Here is an 18,954-nt window from a genome sequence, read left to right on the forward strand (position 1 = left end):
TGATTAGAGCCGTATGACCCTAGCAGTAGACAAGAGCAAGGCAAGGCACAAGCGATTCGATGCATCTCGGGTGCCCTCAACACCACAAGCGCTGGCGCTGGTCGAGCAGGTCCGCAAAGAGCTGCTCAACTACGAAGCCAAGTGCCATCCGCGGCGCCGTGCTCGGAAGGTAGTAGACCAGGTGCGGTTTGACCGGATCGTCAGCGCTATCGTGTGTGATCTCATGCACGGTGCCCTGACTGACCCAGTGGCCTGGCGACACATCTCGCTGTCCAAACGCAGCCACGGGAAAGACTCAGTAGGGGTGCCCTTCATGACGGAGGAGCGCATCAAGATCATCGAGTGGATGAGCAAGCCAGAAATGGACTGGCTGGAGCTTTCCAAGGCCGCCCAAGTCCGTAATCCCTTTGGGGGCCAGCAGTCCACCATACGGTCCTCAGGGCGTCTGCGCCGGCACATGGATGAACGCGGTATCCGGTTCGCGGACATTGGACGCGATGGCGCGCTAATGGGCGACCCCATCGTGCTCCGTGGCAAGAAGGTGCGGGGGAAGGCTAGCAGTCTTCCCGTTCCATCAGGCGAGCCTGCAGACACCTACCGGGCCGAGATGCTCCGGATCAACGCGTGGCTGGCGGCGGCAGACATCGAATGCGATTGTGATGACAAAGGCAATGAACGGGACTCTGGCGACCGCTGGGTGAGTCGGATCTTCAATAACGGTCGCTTGGAAGAGGGTGGGCGTCCGACCGGCGGCTTCTGGGCACAGTTGTCGGGCAAGAGCCGCCAGCGCGATGTACGCATCAATGGCGAACCCGTAGTGAGCCTGGATTATGGGCAGTGTGGCATCCGAATCGCGTACGGCCTATTGGGTGTCGAGCCACCTGCGGGAGACCTGTACTGTGTTCCGGGGCTTGAGAGTTACCGCGAGGGTGTCAAGAAGGTGTTCATCGCGCAGTTCTTCAGCCCCAGGGAACTCGCAAGGAAACCCCAGGGGTCTGCCAAGCATTTGCCCAGGCATTCCACCGTGCGTGAAGTCGAGGAGCTGATCCTGCGGCATCACCGGCCGCTGCGTTCCATGTTCTATTCCGGTGCGGGCATGGAGATCCAGTCCAAGGAGGGCCACATCTTGATTCGCTGCTTGTTGGAACTGATAGAGCGGCGAATCGTGGCGCTGCCCGTATACGACTGCCTTGTAGTCCCTCGCTCAGCTATCGAAGAGACACGTCAAGTGATGCTCGATTGCTTCAGGCAGATCGCTGGCGTGAGTGGCCATGTGGAAATCAAGGAGGGAGTGGGTAAGTGACGGTCATGCATGACACCCTCAGCCTACGACCCCTTCTAGTCTCTCACTCCCTCGCTAAGCTCTTTGGTAGAGCTAAAAGAAGGGGTAAGAAGAGCATATCTATAGGTATCTTTGTTCTCCCCATAAGAGGGGGACGTAAGGCAGATCAACAAGGAGTACTCGCATCATGACAGGCGCCCACCAGCGCCAGCGTCGGCTGGACAATCTGCGCAGACGCATCGCAGGGCCGCAGGATGCCTACGAGCGCTGCAGGATGTACCCCTGCACCAACCGCACGACGGCTGATAGCGGGTCGGGGCTGAACCGCCTCTACTGCCGTAAGCACATCGAGTTCTATCGCCGCCACGGTAGCTATGTGAAGACGAGCTACGGTGCGGGAGAACTCCGACCTTACCGAGCACAGGCGCTGGCATGGCTTGACCTCAATGAGCGCGAAATGGCGGTTCAAGCTGCGATAGACGGCGTGCGCCGTCTCTATCGCACCGCTGGCGCCGCTGTGGCGGCTAATAGGTTGGCTGGCCGCCCCCCTGCTGAGCGAGCGAAGGCAACCTGGGCGCAGCTTCGCCAGAGAGAGGTCGACCCGCTAGAAGTACTTGCCGCCTGGCTCGCCGTCGACTTGCGAATGCGCGACGACCCTCAGCCGGATCGACATGAGGAATATCGCTGGGTGCAGGTGGCCAAGCTCATTCATCGTATGGCGGGCGGAACACACAAGCGCTGGGAGACGGAACGAGCGGATGGAAGGGTACAGGTCACTGAACTCCACAAGCACCCGGTCAGCCGGGGGCGTGTCTTGCGAGTCCTTGGAGAGGAGCTTGCAGCGACCTGCAACGGGTTGATCATGGCTTCATAAGGTTCGGGTCTAGCACTGGCTGGGAAATCCCACTTGTCATGCTCCCACCAAGCTCCCACAATGCTCCCACTTCGAAGCCCATGGGTTCCGTAAGTCCTTGATTCTTGGTGACTGGCTTCGAACCTTTCGAATCCTAGTCTCCCAGCCAAAACAAATGACCCGCCCTCGTGGCGGGTTTTTTGTTTTGGTTCGGGATACAGGAAGCTAAGCACCTTAAATTCGTCTGGAACGCATTTGGACAGCGCGCCGCGCTGGCCCCGTAGCGCGCAGCGCGAAGGGGTGGGCCCCATGGATGGGGCGCTATCCCGGCCCTCTGTTGCCGCACATGACCCTGGCGGCGACGTGGCAGTGCCCTTTTGCCGCGCCGTTCGACACAAGGCCTCGGGTACGGGCAAAAAAACGCCGCCCGAAGGCGGCGTCCTTTGCGCGAGGCGCGAGCGCTTACACCACCCGGTCACCCACCAGCACCACGTCGGCGGCGCGACGCGCGAACAGGCCGACCGAAACGATGCCCGGGAGCTGGTTGAGGTCTGCTTCCAGCGCCACCGGATCGACGATCTGCCAGCCATGCACGTCGATGATCCAGTTGCCGTTGTCGGTGACCACGCCGTCGCGCCACACCGGGTTGCCACCGCGCTTGACGATTTCGCGGCCGATGAGGCTGCGCGCCATCGGGATCACTTCGATCGGCAGCGGGAACTTGCCGAGCACCGGCACCAGCTTGCTCGAGTCGATGATGCAGATGAACTTCTCGCTGGCCTCGGCCACGATCTTCTCGCGCGTCAGCGCGGCGCCGCCGCCCTTGATCAGGCGCTTGTGCGCATCGCATTCGTCGGCGCCGTCCACGTAGAGCGTGAGCGGGCCGGTCGCATTGAGGTCGAGCACGGGAATGCCCAGGCGCTTGAGGTGTGCGGTGGATTGCTCCGAGCTGGACACTGCGCCCTGGATGCGCTCCTTCAGGTCAGCCAGCGCGTCGATGAAATAAGCCACCGTGGAACCGGTTCCGACGCCGATGATGGCGCCGTCCTCGACATAGCGGATGGCGGCTTCGCCGGCCTGGCGTTTTTCGTTGGCGGTGCTCATGGGTGTGTTCCAGTAAGGAGAGGGCCGTTATTCCATGGCCAGGATATGGCGCCACTCGGCCGAGCCCACCGGCATCACGGAAAGCCGGTTGCCCCTGCGCACGAGCGCCATGTCTGACAGCGCCGGATCGCCCTGAAGCTCCTTCAGCGCGATGGTGCGGCTGAGCTTCTTGACGAACTTCACGTCCACCAGCACCCAGCGCGGGTTGTCGCGCGAGCTGGCCGCGTCGAAGTACTTGCTCTTGGGGTCGAACTGGCTCGGATCCGGGTACGCATCGGTGGCGACCTCGGCGACGCCGACGATGCCGGGCTCGGCGCAGTTGGAGTGGTAGAAGAAGATGCGGTCGCCCACGCGCATGCCGTCGCGCATGAAATTGCGCGCCTGGTAGTTGCGCACGCCGTCCCAGGCTTCCTGGCCCTTGTGCTGCAGGTCGTCGATCGAGAACGCGTCTGGCTCGGACTTCATCAGCCAGTACTGGGTTGCCTTGGTCATGCGCGGGCTTCTCCGTCTTCGCCGCTGGCGTGGCAGTCGATCAACTCGCGATCGGTGGCGATGAAATCGAGCGGAACATCCCAGGGCTCCTCGTCGACCTGCGGCAACTCCTGGAAGGCATAGCCGATGCCTACCAGCAGCGGTTCGGTGGGGCGCACCTGCTCGTTGAGAAAGGCGAAGCCGCGATCGTAATAGCCGCCGCCCGTGCCCAGGCGGTTGCCGCGGCGGTCGAACGCCAGCAGCGGCACCAGCACCAGGTCAAGCTGAAACGGTTCGAGCAGTTCGACCGGCGCGACCGGTTCGGGGATGCCGTAACGGTTGGGCTGCACGTCCTGGCCGGCTTGCCACGGCGCAAAGCGCAGCCGGTGGTTCGGGCCGATGACGGGCAGCAGGAACTGCTGGCCGCGCGTGGCCAGTGGCGGAATCACGAGGTTGAGCGGCAACTCGCCGTCGCAGGCCCAGTAACCGGCCACGCGGGCGTCGGCGAGGTATTCAGGCAGCTGTTCCAGGCTGCGTCGCAGTCCCTGTGCGGCGGCGATGCGCTGCGGCGGCGTGAGCGCGCGTCGCTGCCCGGCCAGTTGCCGGCGTAGTTCGAGTCGCTGGGCGGTGGCGTCCACGTTCGCGTCTCCTGCAAAGCGGGCCCGCGGACGTGCTGCGAGCGGCCCTGAACCGTACGGCGCCGGGTGGGCGCCGTACGGAGGGGTATGAGGTGGCGTTAACCGCGATGCCGCTGCCCACCGAACGACCTTGATCCACGATGGATCAGGTGGGAGAGCTACATGGTCTCAAGGCTTTCCGCACGCGGCGGACATGCACAACAACCGATGAAAAGCCGACCCGGGGCCGTATTTAGGAACAAGGCAAATGTAAGAGTGTGCTGGCGCACACCGCAGAAAACGCCGTGGCTATTTTACGTGCGCGTCGAGTGCCGCTTCAAGCTTGCGTCGCAGCGAAGCCAGACCTTCGGTCACGCCCTGGTCACTGCCAGTGTGCTGCTTGCGCAAGGCGAGGAATTCGTGCGTCACGCTGATCGCCGCCAGCACGGCCAGGCGATCGAAGCCCGGTGCCTTGGCGTTGGCACGCAATTCGCGCATCTTGCGATCGAGGTAGGCTGCCGATTCCAGCAGGCCCTCGCGCTCTTCCGGCGCGCAGGCGATCAGGAACTCGCGGTCGATCAATCGCAGCGCGACCGGTTCGTTGGGAGTGCTCACGTTGCTCTCAGCCATTGTTCTCGAGCGCCTTCAGTCGCTGAATCATCGCCTCGACACGGCTGCGTGCCTGCTCATTGCGTGCCATCAGGCCGGCACGCTCGTGCGCCAGTTGCTCCTGGCTATGACGCAGGCTGCGGTTTTCCTCGGTGAGCCTGCGCACGATTTCAAGCAGTCGATCAAGCTGCTCGCCGAGGGCGGCAATCTCTTGCTTGACGGGGTCTGGCTTGACGGTTTCGGGCGCGCTCATGGGCCGGAACTATAGCAGGAGGCCTGCCGAAAACAGCAGGCTCGGCGGCGTTTCGTGAGGCCCTGCATTAAACTTCCCGCCTGACCTGAAAGGAGTACCGCCATGACGAGCGAGCTGATCGGCTACGACGAACTGGACGACGCCGTCGCCCGTCTGCAGCTGGGCGTCCAGGCCAGCGACCTGCATGGCTCGCTGTGCGGGTTTCTGGCAGGTGGCGGGCGGGTCGGCAGGCAATCGCTGATCGAGACGCTGCACCTGGACGCCGAACTGGCCACCCCCTCCGCGCCCGACCAGGCCGTGCTCGACCGGCTGGTACGGCAGAGCGGGGCGGAGCTCGACGACCCCGAGCTGGGGTTCGAACCGCTGCTGCCGGCCGATGACCGGCCCTTGCAGGAGCGTGCCGAGGCGCTGGTCGACTGGTGCCGCGGTTTCCTGGGCGGGTTCGGCCTGGCAGGTGCCGAGGCGCACGCCAAGCTGTCGGACGAGGCGCAGGAGATCCTGCGTGACCTGGGCACCATCGCGGCCTCGTCGTTCGACTTTGGCGACGAGGGCGAGGACGAGGACGCCCTGATCGAAGTGCATGAGTTCGTGCGCATGGGCGCCATGCTGCTGTTCGCCGAATGCGCTGGTCGCAACAAGCCCGACAGCGATACCGTGCATTGAGCATTTCGGCCGAAGAATACGCACGCCGCCGGCGCCAGCTGATGCGCATGGCAGGCGAGGACGCGGTGCTGCTGGTCGCGGCCGCGCCCGAGCGCGTGCGCAACGCCGACGCCAACTGGCCGTATCGGCAGGATTCGGACCTGCACTATCTCTCCGGCTTCCCCGAGCCGGCCGCCGTGCTGGCCTTGCTGCCGGGTCGCAAGCACGGCGAGGCCGTGCTGTTCTGCCGCGAGCGCGACGAGGAGCACGAGCGCTGGCATGGTGAATCCATCGGCACGGACCGCGCCGTCAGCGCGCACGGCATGGACGACGCCTTTCCCATCGACGATATCGACGACATCCTCCCCGGCATGATCGAGGGCAGGGCGCGGGTCTATTGCCACTTCGGCCGTGAGCCGGAGTTCGACGCGCAACTACTCGGCTGGATGCGTCGCCTGCGCCAGCTGCGTGGCGGCGGCGTGGTGCCCAAGGAATTCGTCGCCCTCGGCCACTTGCTGCACGACCTGCGCCTGTACAAGTCGCGCGGCGAGCTGAAGCTGATGCGCGCGTCGGCATCGATTGCCGCCGAGGCGCACCTGGCGGCCATGCGCGCGGCGGTGGCCGGTCGCCACGAATACGAAGTGGAAGCGGAGATCCTGCACGTGATGCGCCGGCGCGGCGCGGTGCCGGCTTTCCCGCCCATCGTGGCCGGTGGCGCCAACGCCTGTGTCATGCACTACACGTCCAACCGCGCGATGCTGCGTGATGGCGAGCTGCTGCTGGTGGATGCCGGCGCGGAAATGGATTGCTATGCGTCCGACATCACGCGCACCTTTCCGGTCAACGGGCGCTACAGCCGCGAGCAGCGGGCGCTCTACGAAGTGGTGCACGCGGCGCAGCTGGCAGCCATCGACGAGGTGTTGCCGGGTCGCGCCTTCAATGCCGCGCACGAGGCCGCCGTGCGGGTCATTGCCGAAGGCCTGTGTGCCCTGGGCCTGCTCAAGGGCGATGCCGACAGCGCGATTGCCGAAGGCAGCTACAAGCGCTTCTTCCCCGCCAAGACCGGGCACTGGCTCGGCCTGGACGTGCACGACGTGGGCGACTATCGCGTCGACGGCGAGCCGCGCCTGCTCGAGCCAGGCATGGTGGTGACGGTGGAGCCCGGCATCTACGTGGCGCCGGGCGATCTGGGCGTGCCCGAGCGCTGGCGCGGGATTGGCATCCGCATCGAGGACGACGTCGCCATCACCCGCGACGGCAACGAAGTGCTCACAGCCGGCGTGCCGAAGGACGCCGAAGCGATCGAGGCCCTGCTCGCCGGACGCTGAGCCGGGCGGGTCACGGGATCAGTGGCCCGCACCCGGCGGGCCGGCATCCTTGCGGTCATGCGCCTCATCCGTGGCCTGCACCTCGTACCACATCGCATTGAGGATGCCGAAGGCGGCGGCGAGGCCGAGGCCGAGGATCCACGAGAAATACCACATGGGCTTGCTTCCTTCTCAGTAGGTGTGGCCGGAGGCACGCACGTGTTCCAGCGTCACGCGACCGCGCAGCACGCGATACACCCAGCTGGTGTAGATGATGATGATCGGCAAGAGGACCGCCGTGGCGCCGAGCATCAGTGCCAGCGTGCCACGGCTGGACGAGGCGTCCCACACGGTCAGGCTCGAGCGTGGATCGATGCTGGACGGCAGCAGGAACGGGAACAGCGCGAAGCCCGCCGACAGGATGGTGCCGGCCACCATCAGGCTGCTGCACAGGAAGCCGCCAAGCCCGCGCCTGGCGACGGTGAGCTGCACGCCGATCGCGCCGGCGACGCCCAGCACGGGCGCGAGCCAGAACCAGGGGTGTTGCATGTAGCTGGCAAACCAGCTGCTGCCCCGGGCGACATCCTTGAACAGCGGGTTGGAGGGGCCGTCGGTGACGACCGGCCCGGCAACCGCATAACCGGCCACGCCATAGGCCAGCCAGATGCCGGCGATCACGTAGCACGCCACGTAGGCGAGGGTGGTCCAGCGCGCCAGGCGCACGGCCCGCTCGGCCACCACGTGGTCGGCCTTGAGCGCGGCCCAGCAGGCGCCATGCGCCAACAGCATGGTCAGGGATACGAGGCCGGCGACCAGCGCGAACGGGTGCAGCAGGTCGAAGAAGCTGCCATGCCAGGTCATGCGCAGGTTGCCGTCGAACTGGAAGGGCACTCCAAGGAACAGGTTGCCGAAGGCCACACCGGAAATCAGCATGACCACGACGCCCGAAGCGGTCAGTACCCAGTCCCACAGGTTGCGCCAGCGCGGGTCGTGGACTTTCCCGCGGAAATTGAAGCCCACCGGTCGCACGATGAAGGCGAGCAGCACCAGGAAGATCGCCAGGTACATGCCGGAGAACGACACCGCGTACAGCATCGGCCACGCGGCAAAGGCCGCGCCGCCGCCGAGGATGAACCACACCTGGTTGCCTTCCCAGGTGGGCTCGATGGTTTCCAGCAGCACGCGGCGTTCGTCCTCGCTGCGTCCGAGCACGCGAAGCAGGGCGGCGATGCCGAAGTCGAAGCCATCCATGATGGCGAAGCCGATCAGCAGGGTGCCGAGCAAGGCCCACCAGATCACGCGCAGGGATTCATAGTCGAACATGGCGCTCTCCTCAGGCCTGGGCCGGAATGACGGTGGCGGCGGGCGCAGGCTTGGCCGGTGGCCACAGGCCCAGTCCGTCCGGACCCTTGCGGGCGAACTTCACCATCAGCACCGCATCGATGATCGCCAGGGCGCTGTAGAACAGCACGAAGCCGCCCAGCGAGGTCCACACCTGCGCGCTGGTGACGCTGGACACGCCCAGTGCCGTCGGCAGCACGCCTTCGATAGCCCAGGGCTGGCGGCCGTACTCGGCTACGATCCAGCCCAGCTCCGCCGCGATCCACGGCAGCGGCAGGCTGCACAGCGCCAGCCTCAGGTACCAGCGGTGCTTGTCCAGCTGTCGCTTGCTCGCCTTCCAGAACGAGAAGGCGAACAGCGCGATGAAATAGAAGCCGCAGGCAACCATCAGGCGGAACGCCCAGAACAACACGGGCACGTTGGGAATGGTGCTGTTGGCCGCCTTCTGGATGTCCTCCGGCGTGGCCTTGCGCGGGTCGTCGACGAAGTGCTTGAGCAGCAGCGCGTAGCCGAGGTCCTTGTCGTGCTGGGCGAGGATCGCCCTGGCCTGCGCGTTGCTGCGGTCGTCGCGCAGCATCAGCATCGCGTCGTAGGCAAGGATGCCGTTGTCGATCTTGCCCTTGGCTTCTTCCACCAGGTTGGCGATGCCGGGTATTGGCTTGTCGATCGAGCGCGTGCCGATCAGCCCCATCACCCACGGGATGCGCAGCGCATAGTGCGTGGTGTGCTTCTCGACGTCGGGAATGCCGAACAGGGTGAACGATGCGGGCGCCGGTTCGGTCTCCCACATGGCCTCGATCGCGGCCATCTTCATCTTCTGGTTTTCCGAGACGGCGTAGCCCGACTCGTCGCCCAGCACCACGACCGACAGCGCTGCCGCCAGGCCGAAGCTCGCCGCCACCGTCATCGAGCGCTTGGCAAAATCCACGTTGCGTCCCTGCAGCAGGTACCAGGCGCTGATCGACAGCACGAACATCGAGCCGAGCACGTAGCCGGCGCTCACCGTGTGCACGAACTTGGCCTGCGCCACCGGGTTGAAGAACACCTCTGCGAAGGAAGTGACTTCCATGCGCATCGTCTCGGCGTTGAAGGCCGAGCCGACCGGGTTCTGCATCCAGCCGTTGGCCACCAGGATCCACAGCGCCGAAAGACTCGTCGCCAGCGCGAGGAACCATGTCACCAGCAGGTGCACGACGCGCGAGACCCGGTTCCAGCCCATGAAGAACAGGCCTACCAGCGTGCCTTCGAGGAAGAAGGCCATCAGCCCCTCGATGGCCAGCGGCGTGCCGAACACGTCGCCCACGTAGTGCGCGTAGTAGGCCCAGTTCATGCCGAACTGGAATTCCATGGTGACGCCGGTGGCCACGCCCATGGCGAAGTTGATGCCGAACAGCACGCCCCAGAACTGCGTCATGCGCTTCCATACCTCGCGGCCGCTCATGACGTAGACGCTCTCCATGATGGCGAGCATCCACACCAGGCCCAGCGTCAGCGGCACGAACAGGAAGTGGTAGAGCGCAGTCAGTGCGAACTGCATGCGCGAAAGCGATACGACTTCAGCGTCGATGATCATGGGTGGTCCGCGTGCGGGATTGAAGAAGCGGGAGCCGGTGCGAGCAGGTGCTCGATGGCCGCCGGGCGGGTGTCCGGGCGCGGATAGGGCGCCGTCGCCACCCACCAGATGAGGGTGAGCACAACAAGCTTGGCGAGCACCAGCAGGATCAGTTTTCCTGCCAGTCGGCGCAGCGGTGGTCGCGCCGGCATGGCCGTGGCCGGATCGGGAGCTACCGAAGCGGCGGACTGCGTGGACATGCGGAAAGCCCCTTGCCGTATCTGGGGCGAGCATACGCAATGCATGTGAAGCTGTCGTGCGCAGGGTTGCCGCAGCGGCAGATGGCCGCAGGCCCGCGATGCATCGATGGTGGCGGCGTGGATGCACGCCGCCGTGCAAGGTGTGATGTCACCCCGGTGGGGCCGGGGTGACGGCAAGCCACTTTCAGGCTTGCGCGAACGCGTCGCGCGTGAGGTTTTCCGGTGCATCGGGCGTGCACACGACATCGTCCTCGATGCGGATGCCACCGTAAGGACGGAAGCGCGCGATCCTCGCCCAGTCGATGTCGCCTGCCACCGGCTTGCTGCGCAATTCCTCCAGCAGCATGTCGATGAAGTACAGGCCCGGCTCGATCGTGACCACCATGCCCGGTTCCAGCATGCGCGTCATGCGCAGATACGGATGGCCGTCCGGACGCGCAATCGTGCCGCCGCGTTCGCTCTGCTGGAAGCCCGCCACGTCATGCACCTGCAGGCCGATCGGATGGCCCAGGCCATGCGGGAAGAACGCGGAGGTCACGCCCGACGACACGGCGCACTCGGTGCTCATGCGGATGAAGCCATGCTCGCGAAGGACGCCCGCCAGCGTGTGATGCGCGTGGATGTGCAGTTCGGGATAGCTCTGGCCGGCGCGCACCCTGGCGACGAAATCCCGCTGCGCCGCATCCATGCTGTCGATCAGCGCCTGGAATTCGTCGTGGCCCGTGGCCGCATACGTGCGCGTGATGTCGCTGGCGTAGCCAGCCGCGCTGGCGCCGGCGTCGATGAGGAACGAGCGGCTCTGCGCGGGCGCGGCACGGTCGAAGTTCGTGTAGTGCAGCACGGCGCCGTGTTCGTTCAGGCCGACGATGCTCGCGTAGGGGAGCTCAGCGTCAGTCTGTTGCGCCGCGCCGAGGTAGGCCATGTGGATGCCCAGCTCGCTGGCGCCGGACCGGAACGCCTGCTCGGCGGCGCGGTGCGCGCGCGCGCCGATGCGGCTGGCCTCGCGCATCAGTTCCAGTTCGTACGGCGTCTTGTACGAGCGATGCCAGTGCAGGTAATCCAGCACCGCCTGCGGGTTGTTCGCCTCGGCGCCGGGTACCGTGGGACATTCCGGGCCGATGATGGCGCGGCGCGTGCCGGCGGCCGGCAGCTGCGCCACGGCATCGACCGCGTTGCGCACGACCACGATGTCGAAGTGTTCCACCCAGTAGCCGCTGGGCGCGTCGGGCACCACATGCCAGTAGTCGCGCGGCTGCAGGAACACCAATTTGGGCTTGTGTCCCGGCGTGTAGACGATCCAGCTGCCCGGCGCGGCGGTCAGCGGCAGCCAGTGGCGGAAATGCGGGCTGGCGACGAAGGGGTAGTCCTGGTCGTCGAGGAACTTGCGCAGCGGAGTGCTCGCCGCCACCACCAGGTGGTCGAACCCGCCCAGCGCAAGCGCCTTGTCCGCGCGTTCGCGCAGCGTGGCCAGGTGTTGAGGATAGAGCGGGGCGAGACGGTCGTGCATGGCGACTCCGGGTGGATCCTGCGGCGCAGGCGGGTGGGGAAGCGCTACATGATGGCGCGCAGCCGTGCCCGCTGCCAGTCGGGTGCCGTTTCCGCCACAACCGCAGGGTGACCGCCGGAGCGCTTGCGCCGGGGCCGGGCTCAGCCGTGCCCGGGTTGCTCCAGCCACGCATCCAGCAGGGCGGCGTCGGCTTCGCCGATGGCGACGATGCGATAACCCGACCACACCTGGCCCGGGCTCGCTGCCGCCTCGTGCCATTGTTCCTGGATGCCCACCTCGATGCTCTGCGGCGAACTGCCCAGGCCGGGCAAGGACAGGCTCACCTGGTAGATCGCCTCGCTGCGCGGCGCGTGTGCGCTGATCAGCAGCATGCCGTTGGCCGACAGGTTGCCGAGATGGCCGATCGGCTGGCCACTGATGACGTCGGTGACCACCGCGGTGAAATTGGCGCGCTTGCGCTGGGCGCGACGCTGGTCGATGGAAGAGATGTTCTCGCTCACGTCGGTCACACTCCACCCCGCGGCGCCGCCGCGAGCGGTTTGGTCACCTGGCGCAGGTGGCTGGTAAGCGCCTGCCATGCGCGATCGAGCAGGTTTTCGCGCGCGGTCGCCATTTCACGCACGCGACCGCAGGCCATCTCGTGCGCCAGGTGTTCAAGCGTCATTTCCTCGCCGCGCAGGCCGCGGCGCGTCACGAACAGGCTGTTGCCCGAGACCGGCGAGTACCAGGCCAGCTTGCGCTGGGTGACCCGACCGGTGGACGGTTCGATGAATTCGAACCAGGTGCCGAACGGCAGCTGGCGCAGGCGATGGTGGATGCGTTGCTCCGGCGCCTCCTTCGGTGGCGCCGGGTGCGCGGCCTCGGGCGCGGCCGCTGCAACCGCGGGGGCTGCCGCTGGCGCTGCCGTTGCCGGGGTCTCCGATACGGCATGTTCGCCCAGGCGCTGGTGCTGTTTCAGCTTCAGCGCCAGCTCGGTCACCGTGGCGGTGTCGTTGGCGGCGGGCGCGCTGTTGGGGATGCCCAGCAGGCGCTGGGCTACCTGGATCGCCTCCTCGGTGTGCATGCCGATCTGCTGCAGGCCGGCTTCCACCTCGGACTGCAGCAGCGCGCGGTCGGTCACCGGTTGCTGGCCAAGCAGCTGGTCGGTGATGCGCAGCCGCATGCTGAAGGCTTCGCTGTCTTCGCCGTGGCGCAGCAGGGTGAGGGCCAGCACGTCGGACCAGGCGCGTTCGAGCAGCGTGCGCAGCAAGCCGCGCGGGTTGCAGCGCTCGAAGCGTTCGGCCATCAGCTCCGCCGCGCGATGGCGCGCCTGCTCGAGGCGCTCGCGCCCCTGCATGGCTTCCACCTGGCGGCGCTCGGCGATCTGCGCCTTGCGGTTGAGCAGGCCGAGGTGGTGCTCGATATCGGCCATAAGGCTGGTATACAGGCCGGTGCTCGGTGGTTCGCGCCGGGCGCGCTCCACCAGCTGGTTGAGCTTGGCCGCCAGCGAGCGGTCGGAGTCGCTCTCGGGGCCATCCAGCCAGTCGTTGGCGGCCTCGGTGACCATGTTCAGCCACTTGCGCGCGGGATGCTCGCGCTGGTTGAAGAAACCCTTGTCGGCCACCGCCATGCGCAGCAGCGGCAGCTGCAGGTCACCCAGCAGCGAATGCGCGTTGCCGTTCCTCTGCAGCTGTTGCCCCAGTTGCTCGAACAGCATGGAGACCAGCTCCACCGTATCGCCCTGTTCGTCGCTCAGGTGGGTCTGGCCCATGCCGACCGGCTTGCCGGCATTGAGCTGGGACAGCAATTCGTCTCGCAACGCCTGGGCGCTGCGCAGCTCGCGGCTGGCGTGGTCGGTGACGTCGGTGACGTGGAGCTGCAGGGCGTCCAGCGCCAGCTGCAATTCTTCCGGCGAGGCGGCGCGGCCGCCGTTGGGGTAGCTCAGCGAGCCCTGGCCGGCGCGATGCTGGGCGAGCATCTCGCGCAGGTTGTCCAGCACGGCGATGCTGTCACTGCGTGGCGCGCTGGCGGGTGCTGCCGGCGCGGCCTGGCCCTGGCGCGCGAGGGCGCCCGGCGCGCCTTCGGCAGCGCCGCCGCGCGGTTGCCGTTCGACCAGTACGCGAGGCGGCGTCGGAAAGGCGCGCAGCTGGGGCAGGATGCCGTCGGCGCGCAGATGCTCGTTGACGGTTTCGTAGAGGGTGGACAGCGCGTGCACCACCGCCGTGTCGAAGCTGGCCAGCATCAGCAGGCGGTGCTCGACCAGCAGGTCCAGCGTGGTGCTGGCGTCGCGGAACGCAACCGCCAGCGCCTGCGGTCCCAGCGGCAGGCTCTCGCCTTCCAGCGGTGGCTGGCCAACCAGCACGGCGAAGCGGTAGCCCAGTTCGAACAGCAACGTGCCGTGGCGTGCATCGCCGCGCGCCACGAGCTTTTCCAGCGCGACGGTCTGTTCGTGTTCGGTCTGGTCCAGCAGTTCCAGCGGGCGCCGCGGCGCGTCGGGTTCCTCCACCACGATCACCGGCGCGGCGCCGAGGCGGCTGAACTGGCGGCGCACGCCTTCGAGGAAGCGTTGCTCCAGGATCATGCGGTGCTGTTGCACAAGCTGGCGGCTGAACAGGCTTTGCTGCTGTTCGAGATGGTTGCGCGAGCGCTCGGCCTGGGCGTAGAGCCGCTGCTCGATGTCGCCAAGGCAGAGCCGGATGGGTGCCTCCAGCCAGCTGGCGCACAACGCGTGTGCCTCTTCGATCAGGCGTCGCGCACGCGGCGGCCAGCCTGCATTGTCAGGGCGAACGCCTTGATCGGATGCAAGCGATTGACGTCGACCCTGCTGTTCGACATCCATGACAGACCTTGTGTGTTCCCCCCGGATGAACAGAGTCTAAGCCGACACGGGGCCCGCCCGCCATCGGCTGTACGGTGGAGTCAGTCAAGGAAGCTGGCGATCACATCATTGAGGAAGCGCTGGCCCAATGGCGTAGTCCGCAGGAAGGGGGGCGCATCGGCCAGCCAGCCGCGCTCGCGGGCGGTGGCCAGTGCGGCGGCAATCCGCTCGGCCGGCAGGCCGGTGCGCTGGCTGAAGTCGGCCAGGGGCACGCCGTCGATCAGGCGCAGGGCGTTGAGCATGTATTCGAACGGCAGCTCGTCGGCGGCCACCGGGCCGTCCCCGCCGATGCGATCGCTGCCGCCAGGCGACGCCAGGTAGGCCTTGGGGTGGCGGGTCTTCCAGCGACGCCGCACGGTGCCGCTGTCGACGTCGCTGAGCTTGCCGTGGGCACCCGCGCCGATGCCGAGGTAGTCGCCGAAGCGCCAGTAGTTGAGGTTGTGTTCGCAGCGGCGGTCGGGCTGCGCATAGGCCGACACTTCGTACTGGCCATAGCCGGCCTCGCCCAGCCGCTGCTCGCAGGCCTCCTGCATGGCCCAGGCATGGTCGTCATCGGGCAACGGCGGCGGGTTGGCCGCGAACGCCGTATTGGGCTCCAGCGTCAGCTGGTAGTGCGACACGTGGGTGGGCTGCAGGGCAACCGCACGCGCGACATCGGCCAGTGCACCTTCCAGCGATTGCTGCGGCAGGGCGTACATCAGGTCCAGGTTGATGTTGGCGTAACCCGCGTCCTGGGCCGACTTGACCGCCGCCTCGGCCTCGCTGGCCGAATGGATGCGACCGAGCCGGCGCAGCTTGTCGTCATCGAAACTCTGGATGCCGAACGACAGGCGATTCACGCCAGCGGCGAGATAGCCGTCGAATCGCCCGTGCTCGACCGTGCCGGGGTTCGTCTCCAGCGTGATCTCGGCCTGCTCGGCCACGGCCACGCGCGAACGCACGCCGTCGAGGAAGCGGTCGATCAGGTCCGGCGCAAACAGGCTGGGCGTGCCGCCGCCGAAGAAGATGCTGTGCACGGTGCGCCCGGAGACGGCGGCGCCGAAATCCCGCAGATCGGCATCGAGGTCGGCGAGCAGGGCGTGCACGTAGTCCGCATACGCCGGCGGCTCGCCGCGCAGGCCGTGCGAGTTGAAGTCGCAGTAGGGACACTTCTTCACGCACCACGGCATGTGGACGTAGAGCGACAGAGGCGGCGCGATCAGGGACATGGTCAGGGATGTGGCATGTCCAGGCGGTGGCGCAACTGCGCCAGCGCCCGGCCGCGATGGCTGATGCGGTTCTTCAGGCCCGGCGGCAGTTCGGCGGCGCTCACCGTCTCGCCGTCGGGAAGAAACAGAGGGTCGTAGCCAAAGCCATGCGTGCCGCGTTGCTCGGTCAGCACGCGACCGTACCAGCGCCCCTCCGCAATCAGCGGGGCCGGGTCGTCGGCGTGTTGCAGGAGCACCAGCACGCACATGAAGAACGCGCCGCGCTGTTCGCCCGGCACGCCGTCCAGTTCACGCAGCAGCCTGGCGTTGTTGGCCGCGCTGTCGCCGTGGCCGCCGCTGTATCGCGCCGAGTAGAGACCGGGAGCGCCGTGCAGGTGGTCCACGCACAGCCCGGAGTCGTCGGCCAGCGCGGGCAGGCCGCTGATGCGGGCAGCATGGCGTGCCTTGAGCAAGGCGTTCTCCACGAAGCTGAGGCCAGTCTCTTCCACGTCCTCTACATCGTACGCCGACTGCGCCACGAAACTGCGCCCGCTGTCGGCGAGCAGGTGGTTGAACTCGGCCAGTTTGCCGGGATTGCTGCTGGCCAGGACGATGCGCGACATGCGTGGCTTCCGGGTGCGTTCAAGGCAGTTCCAGCGCGGTGCGCTGGGCGGCGACGAGTTCAGCGATGCCCTTTTCCGCCAGGGCGAGCAGGGCGTCCATCTCATCGCGGCGGAATGCATGGCCTTCGGCCGTGCCCTGCACTTCGATGAAGCCGCCGCCGTCGTTCATCACCACGTTCATGTCGGTGTCACAGTTGGAATCTTCGGCGTAGTCCAGGTCCAGCACCGGCACACCCTGGTAAATGCCCACGGAGACCGCGGCCACAGCGCCGACCACCGGATTGCGCCGGAGGTTCTCGCGCTTCATCAGCAGCCGTACAGCGTCGACCAGCGCGATGTAGGCGCCGGTGATGGCGGCAGTACGGGTGCCGCCGTCGGCCTGGATCACGTCGCAATCGAGCGTGATCACGCGCTCGCCCAGCGCCTGGCGGTCCACGCAGGCACGCAGGCTGCGCCCGATGAGACGCTGGATTTCCATGGTGCGGCCGCCCTGGCCGCCGCGCGCGGCCTCACGCTGCATGCGGGTGTGGGTGGCGCGCGGCAGCATGCCGTACTCGGCCGTGACCCAGCCTTCGCCCTTGCCGCGCAGCCACGGTGGCACGCGGTCCTCGATGCTGGCGGTGCACAGGACCCGCGTGTCGCCGAAGCTGATCAGGACGGAACCTTCGGCATGGCGGGTGAAATGGCGTTCGATGGTGATGGTGCGCAGCTGATCGCTGGCGCGGCCACTGGGGCGGCTTTGGGAGCTCATGGGATGCGTGGCCTTAGGAATTGGGCAAGGCAGGGCGGGAGAGTTTACCATTGCGCCTTTCCCAGCATTCGCAGGCCCTCGATGATCCGCAGCATGACGGCTTATGCCTCCGCCGAGTCCACCGGCCCCGCCGGCACGCTAAGCTGCGAACTGCGCACGGTCAACCACCGCTATCTCGAGCTCAGCCCGCGCCTGCCCGACGAGCTGCGCGTGTTCGAGTCGGCGCTGCGCGAACGCACGGCCGCCCGCCTTTCGCGCGGCAAGGTGGATATCACGGTGCGCCTGCGCGGCGATTCACGCGGCGATTCGCTGCAGCTCAATGCGGGCATGCTGGCACGGCTGTCCGACGTGGCGCTGGACCTGGAGGCCCGCTTTCCGCGCATGGCCATCGAATTCACCGAACTGCTGCGCTTCCCGGGCGTGCTGCAGCAGGCGGAGATCGACCAGGACACGCTGCAGGCTGCGCTGCTGGAGGTGCTCGATCGCGCGCTCGATGCACTGACCGCCACCCGCGAACGCGAAGGCGCCAAGCTGGGCGAATTGCTGAAGGATCGCCTGGACGCCATCGAGCGCATCGTGGCCGATGTGCGCACCTGGATGCCGCAGATCCGCGAGGGCCTGCGCGCACGCCTGGAATCGCGCCTGGCGGATATCAAGCAGCCCGCCGATCCGGGGCGCCTGGAGCAGGAACTCGTGCTGCAGATCACCCGCAGCGACGTCGACGAAGAGCTGGACCGGCTGGCCACGCACATCGCCGAGACACGTCGCGTGCTTGGCATGAAGGAGCCGGTCGGCCGCCGCCTCGATTTCCTGATGCAGGAATTCAACCGCGAGGCCAATACGCTCGGCTCCAAGGCAGTCGACGCGCGCAGCACCAACGCGGCGGTGGAACTGAAGGTGCTGATCGAGCAGATGCGCGAACAGGTGCAGAACATCGAATGAGCGCGAGCACGCCAGCCCGGCCCGAAGGCACCCTGTTCGTGGTGGCCGCGCCCTCCGGCGCGGGCAAGTCCACCCTCGTCAATGCCTTGCTGGAGCGCGAGCCGGCGATCTCGCTGTCGATCTCGCACACCACGCGCCCGCCGCGACCGGGCGAGGAGTACGGCCGTCATTACTATTTCGTGGAGCGGGCGGAATTCGAGCGTGAAGTCGCCGAGGGCATTTTCCTCGAGCACGCGGAAGTCCACGGCAACCTCTACGGCACGTCGCGCACCACGGTGAACACGCTGCTGGAGCAGCGCCGCGACGTGCTGCTGGAGATCGACTGGCAGGGTGCCCGGCAGATCCGCCGGAGCAAGCCCGATTGCGTCAGCGTGTTCATCCTGCCGCCGTCGCGCGTCGAGCTGGAACGGCGCCTGCGTGGGCGTGGCTCGGACAGTGCCGAGGTGATCGCGCGCCGCCTGCACAACTCGCGCGAGGAAATCGCGCATGCGCACGAGTTCGACTACATCATCGTCAACGACCGCTTCGAGGACGCCCTGGGCGACCTGCAGGCGATCGTGCGCGCGGTGCGCCTGCGCACCGGCCTGCCGTGGCAGCGCCACGAGTCGCTGATTGCCGAGTTGCTGGCCTAGGTGACCGGGCCTGGGCGACCGGCCAGGGCGACCGGCCAGGGCGGCAGGGCCGTCGCCCGGCGCGGGCAGCGCCACCCATTCCTTCCCTGGGCGCCGGATGCGGCTGCCGGGCAGGAGAGACCGCAAGTCCTTGTTTCGTTAGCGCTGGCTGAGCGCCAAGGGGT

General features: G+C 66.8%; 21 protein-coding genes and 1 other RNA gene. 6 read left to right on the plus strand and 16 right to left on the minus strand.

Annotated features, from left to right (window positions below; all coding sequences use genetic code 11):
* Window positions 1-13: 13 nt before the first annotated feature.
* Window positions 14-1,303 (plus strand): hypothetical protein, encoded by a 1,290-nt coding sequence (locus ACXU4B_RS11865; protein ID WP_131412280.1) that lies wholly within the window; start codon window positions 14-16, stop codon window positions 1,301-1,303.
* A gap of 166 nt (window positions 1,304-1,469) precedes the next feature.
* A complete protein-coding gene (locus ACXU4B_RS11870) occupies window positions 1,470-2,156 on the plus strand; it encodes a hypothetical protein (protein WP_205746596.1) in 687 nt (228 codons plus the stop codon).
* A gap of 441 nt (window positions 2,157-2,597) precedes the next feature.
* Here the strand turns inward: ACXU4B_RS11870 and rpiA are convergent, their stop codons facing one another.
* The 6 genes from rpiA to ACXU4B_RS11900 all read right to left on the minus strand — a co-directional run bounded on the left by rpiA (window position 2,598) and on the right by ACXU4B_RS11900 (window position 5,189).
* A complete protein-coding gene (gene rpiA / locus ACXU4B_RS11875) occupies window positions 2,598-3,239 on the minus strand; it encodes a ribose-5-phosphate isomerase RpiA (protein WP_131412278.1) in 642 nt (213 codons plus the stop codon).
* 27 nt (window positions 3,240-3,266) lie between these two features.
* Window positions 3,267-3,731: an EVE domain-containing protein gene (locus tag ACXU4B_RS11880; RefSeq protein WP_131412276.1), complete on the minus strand. Its 465-nt coding sequence runs from the start codon at window positions 3,729-3,731 to the stop codon at window positions 3,267-3,269.
* A complete protein-coding gene (locus ACXU4B_RS11885) occupies window positions 3,728-4,348 on the minus strand; it encodes a 5-formyltetrahydrofolate cyclo-ligase (RefSeq protein WP_131412274.1) in 621 nt (206 codons plus the stop codon). The genes ACXU4B_RS11880 and ACXU4B_RS11885 overlap by 4 nt, the downstream gene beginning before the upstream one ends.
* 95 nt (window positions 4,349-4,443) lie before the next feature.
* Window positions 4,444-4,630: non-coding RNA, 6S RNA (gene ssrS / locus ACXU4B_RS11890), on the minus strand.
* Window positions 4,631-4,636: 6 nt separating this feature from the next.
* Entirely contained in the window at window positions 4,637-4,942 is a 306-nt protein-coding gene (locus ACXU4B_RS11895; protein ID WP_458910881.1) for a cell division protein ZapA, read from the minus strand.
* A gap of 7 nt (window positions 4,943-4,949) precedes the next feature.
* Entirely contained in the window at window positions 4,950-5,189 is a 240-nt protein-coding gene (locus ACXU4B_RS11900) for a TIGR02449 family protein (protein ID WP_131412270.1), read from the minus strand.
* 102 nt (window positions 5,190-5,291) lie between these two features.
* Here ACXU4B_RS11900 and ACXU4B_RS11905 point away from each other — a divergent pair, with 102 nt between their 5' ends.
* Window positions 5,292-5,852, plus strand: coding sequence for a UPF0149 family protein (locus ACXU4B_RS11905; protein WP_131412267.1), 561 nt, complete (start codon window positions 5,292-5,294; stop codon window positions 5,850-5,852).
* A complete protein-coding gene (locus ACXU4B_RS11910) occupies window positions 5,810-7,159 on the plus strand; it encodes an aminopeptidase P N-terminal domain-containing protein (protein WP_131412266.1) in 1,350 nt (449 codons plus the stop codon). The genes ACXU4B_RS11905 and ACXU4B_RS11910 overlap by 43 nt, the downstream gene beginning before the upstream one ends.
* 18 nt (window positions 7,160-7,177) lie before the next feature.
* Here ACXU4B_RS11910 and cydX read toward each other — a convergent pair whose 3' ends face one another.
* The 10 genes from cydX to rph all read right to left on the minus strand — a co-directional run bounded on the left by cydX (window position 7,178) and on the right by rph (window position 17,216).
* Complete coding sequence (gene cydX / locus ACXU4B_RS11915; RefSeq protein WP_131412264.1) at window positions 7,178-7,315, minus strand: cytochrome bd-I oxidase subunit CydX; 138 nt, start codon at window positions 7,313-7,315, stop codon at window positions 7,178-7,180.
* 15 nt (window positions 7,316-7,330) lie between these two features.
* Window positions 7,331-8,461, minus strand: a complete 1,131-nt coding sequence (gene cydB / locus ACXU4B_RS11920) for a cytochrome d ubiquinol oxidase subunit II (RefSeq protein ID WP_131412262.1) — start codon at window positions 8,459-8,461, stop codon at window positions 7,331-7,333.
* A gap of 10 nt (window positions 8,462-8,471) precedes the next feature.
* Window positions 8,472-10,049: a cytochrome ubiquinol oxidase subunit I gene (locus ACXU4B_RS11925; RefSeq protein ID WP_205746612.1), complete on the minus strand. Its 1,578-nt coding sequence runs from the start codon at window positions 10,047-10,049 to the stop codon at window positions 8,472-8,474.
* Window positions 10,049-10,291 carry a hypothetical protein gene (locus tag ACXU4B_RS11930; protein ID WP_240734154.1) on the minus strand — a complete coding sequence of 81 codons (243 nt, stop codon included), beginning with the start codon at window positions 10,289-10,291 and terminating at the stop codon, window positions 10,049-10,051. The genes ACXU4B_RS11925 and ACXU4B_RS11930 overlap by 1 nt, the downstream gene beginning before the upstream one ends.
* 184 nt (window positions 10,292-10,475) lie before the next feature.
* Window positions 10,476-11,798 carry a Xaa-Pro dipeptidase gene (pepQ, locus tag ACXU4B_RS11935; protein WP_131412258.1) on the minus strand — a complete coding sequence of 441 codons (1,323 nt, stop codon included), beginning with the start codon at window positions 11,796-11,798 and terminating at the stop codon, window positions 10,476-10,478.
* A gap of 140 nt (window positions 11,799-11,938) precedes the next feature.
* Window positions 11,939-12,298 carry a PilZ domain-containing protein gene (locus ACXU4B_RS11940; protein WP_240734153.1) on the minus strand — a complete coding sequence of 120 codons (360 nt, stop codon included), beginning with the start codon at window positions 12,296-12,298 and terminating at the stop codon, window positions 11,939-11,941.
* A gap of 5 nt (window positions 12,299-12,303) precedes the next feature.
* On the minus strand, window positions 12,304-14,616 hold the full coding sequence (locus ACXU4B_RS11945) for a DUF1631 family protein (RefSeq protein WP_131412256.1): 2,313 nt from the start codon (window positions 14,614-14,616) through the stop codon (window positions 12,304-12,306).
* An 80-nt stretch (window positions 14,617-14,696) separates the two neighbouring features.
* The gene (gene hemW / locus ACXU4B_RS11950) at window positions 14,697-15,863 is read right to left on the minus strand and encodes a radical SAM family heme chaperone HemW (RefSeq protein ID WP_131412254.1); all 1,167 of its coding nucleotides are present in this window, start codon (window positions 15,861-15,863) and stop codon (window positions 14,697-14,699) included.
* Window positions 15,864-15,865: 2 nt separating this feature from the next.
* On the minus strand, window positions 15,866-16,465 hold the full coding sequence (rdgB, locus tag ACXU4B_RS11955) for an RdgB/HAM1 family non-canonical purine NTP pyrophosphatase (RefSeq protein WP_131412252.1): 600 nt from the start codon (window positions 16,463-16,465) through the stop codon (window positions 15,866-15,868).
* A gap of 19 nt (window positions 16,466-16,484) precedes the next feature.
* Complete coding sequence (rph, locus tag ACXU4B_RS11960) at window positions 16,485-17,216, minus strand: ribonuclease PH (protein ID WP_131412249.1); 732 nt, start codon at window positions 17,214-17,216, stop codon at window positions 16,485-16,487.
* A gap of 81 nt (window positions 17,217-17,297) precedes the next feature.
* Between rph and ACXU4B_RS11965 the strand changes: the two genes are divergently transcribed.
* Together ACXU4B_RS11965 and gmk are read left to right on the plus strand one after the other, a co-directional pair.
* Window positions 17,298-18,158, plus strand: a complete 861-nt coding sequence (locus ACXU4B_RS11965) for a YicC/YloC family endoribonuclease (RefSeq protein ID WP_131412247.1) — start codon at window positions 17,298-17,300, stop codon at window positions 18,156-18,158.
* Entirely contained in the window at window positions 18,155-18,790 is a 636-nt protein-coding gene (gene gmk, locus ACXU4B_RS11970) for a guanylate kinase (RefSeq protein ID WP_131412245.1), read from the plus strand. The genes ACXU4B_RS11965 and gmk overlap by 4 nt, the downstream gene beginning before the upstream one ends.
* Window positions 18,791-18,954 lie beyond the last annotated feature (164 nt).

Source organism: Dyella soli (genome assembly GCF_054482295.1).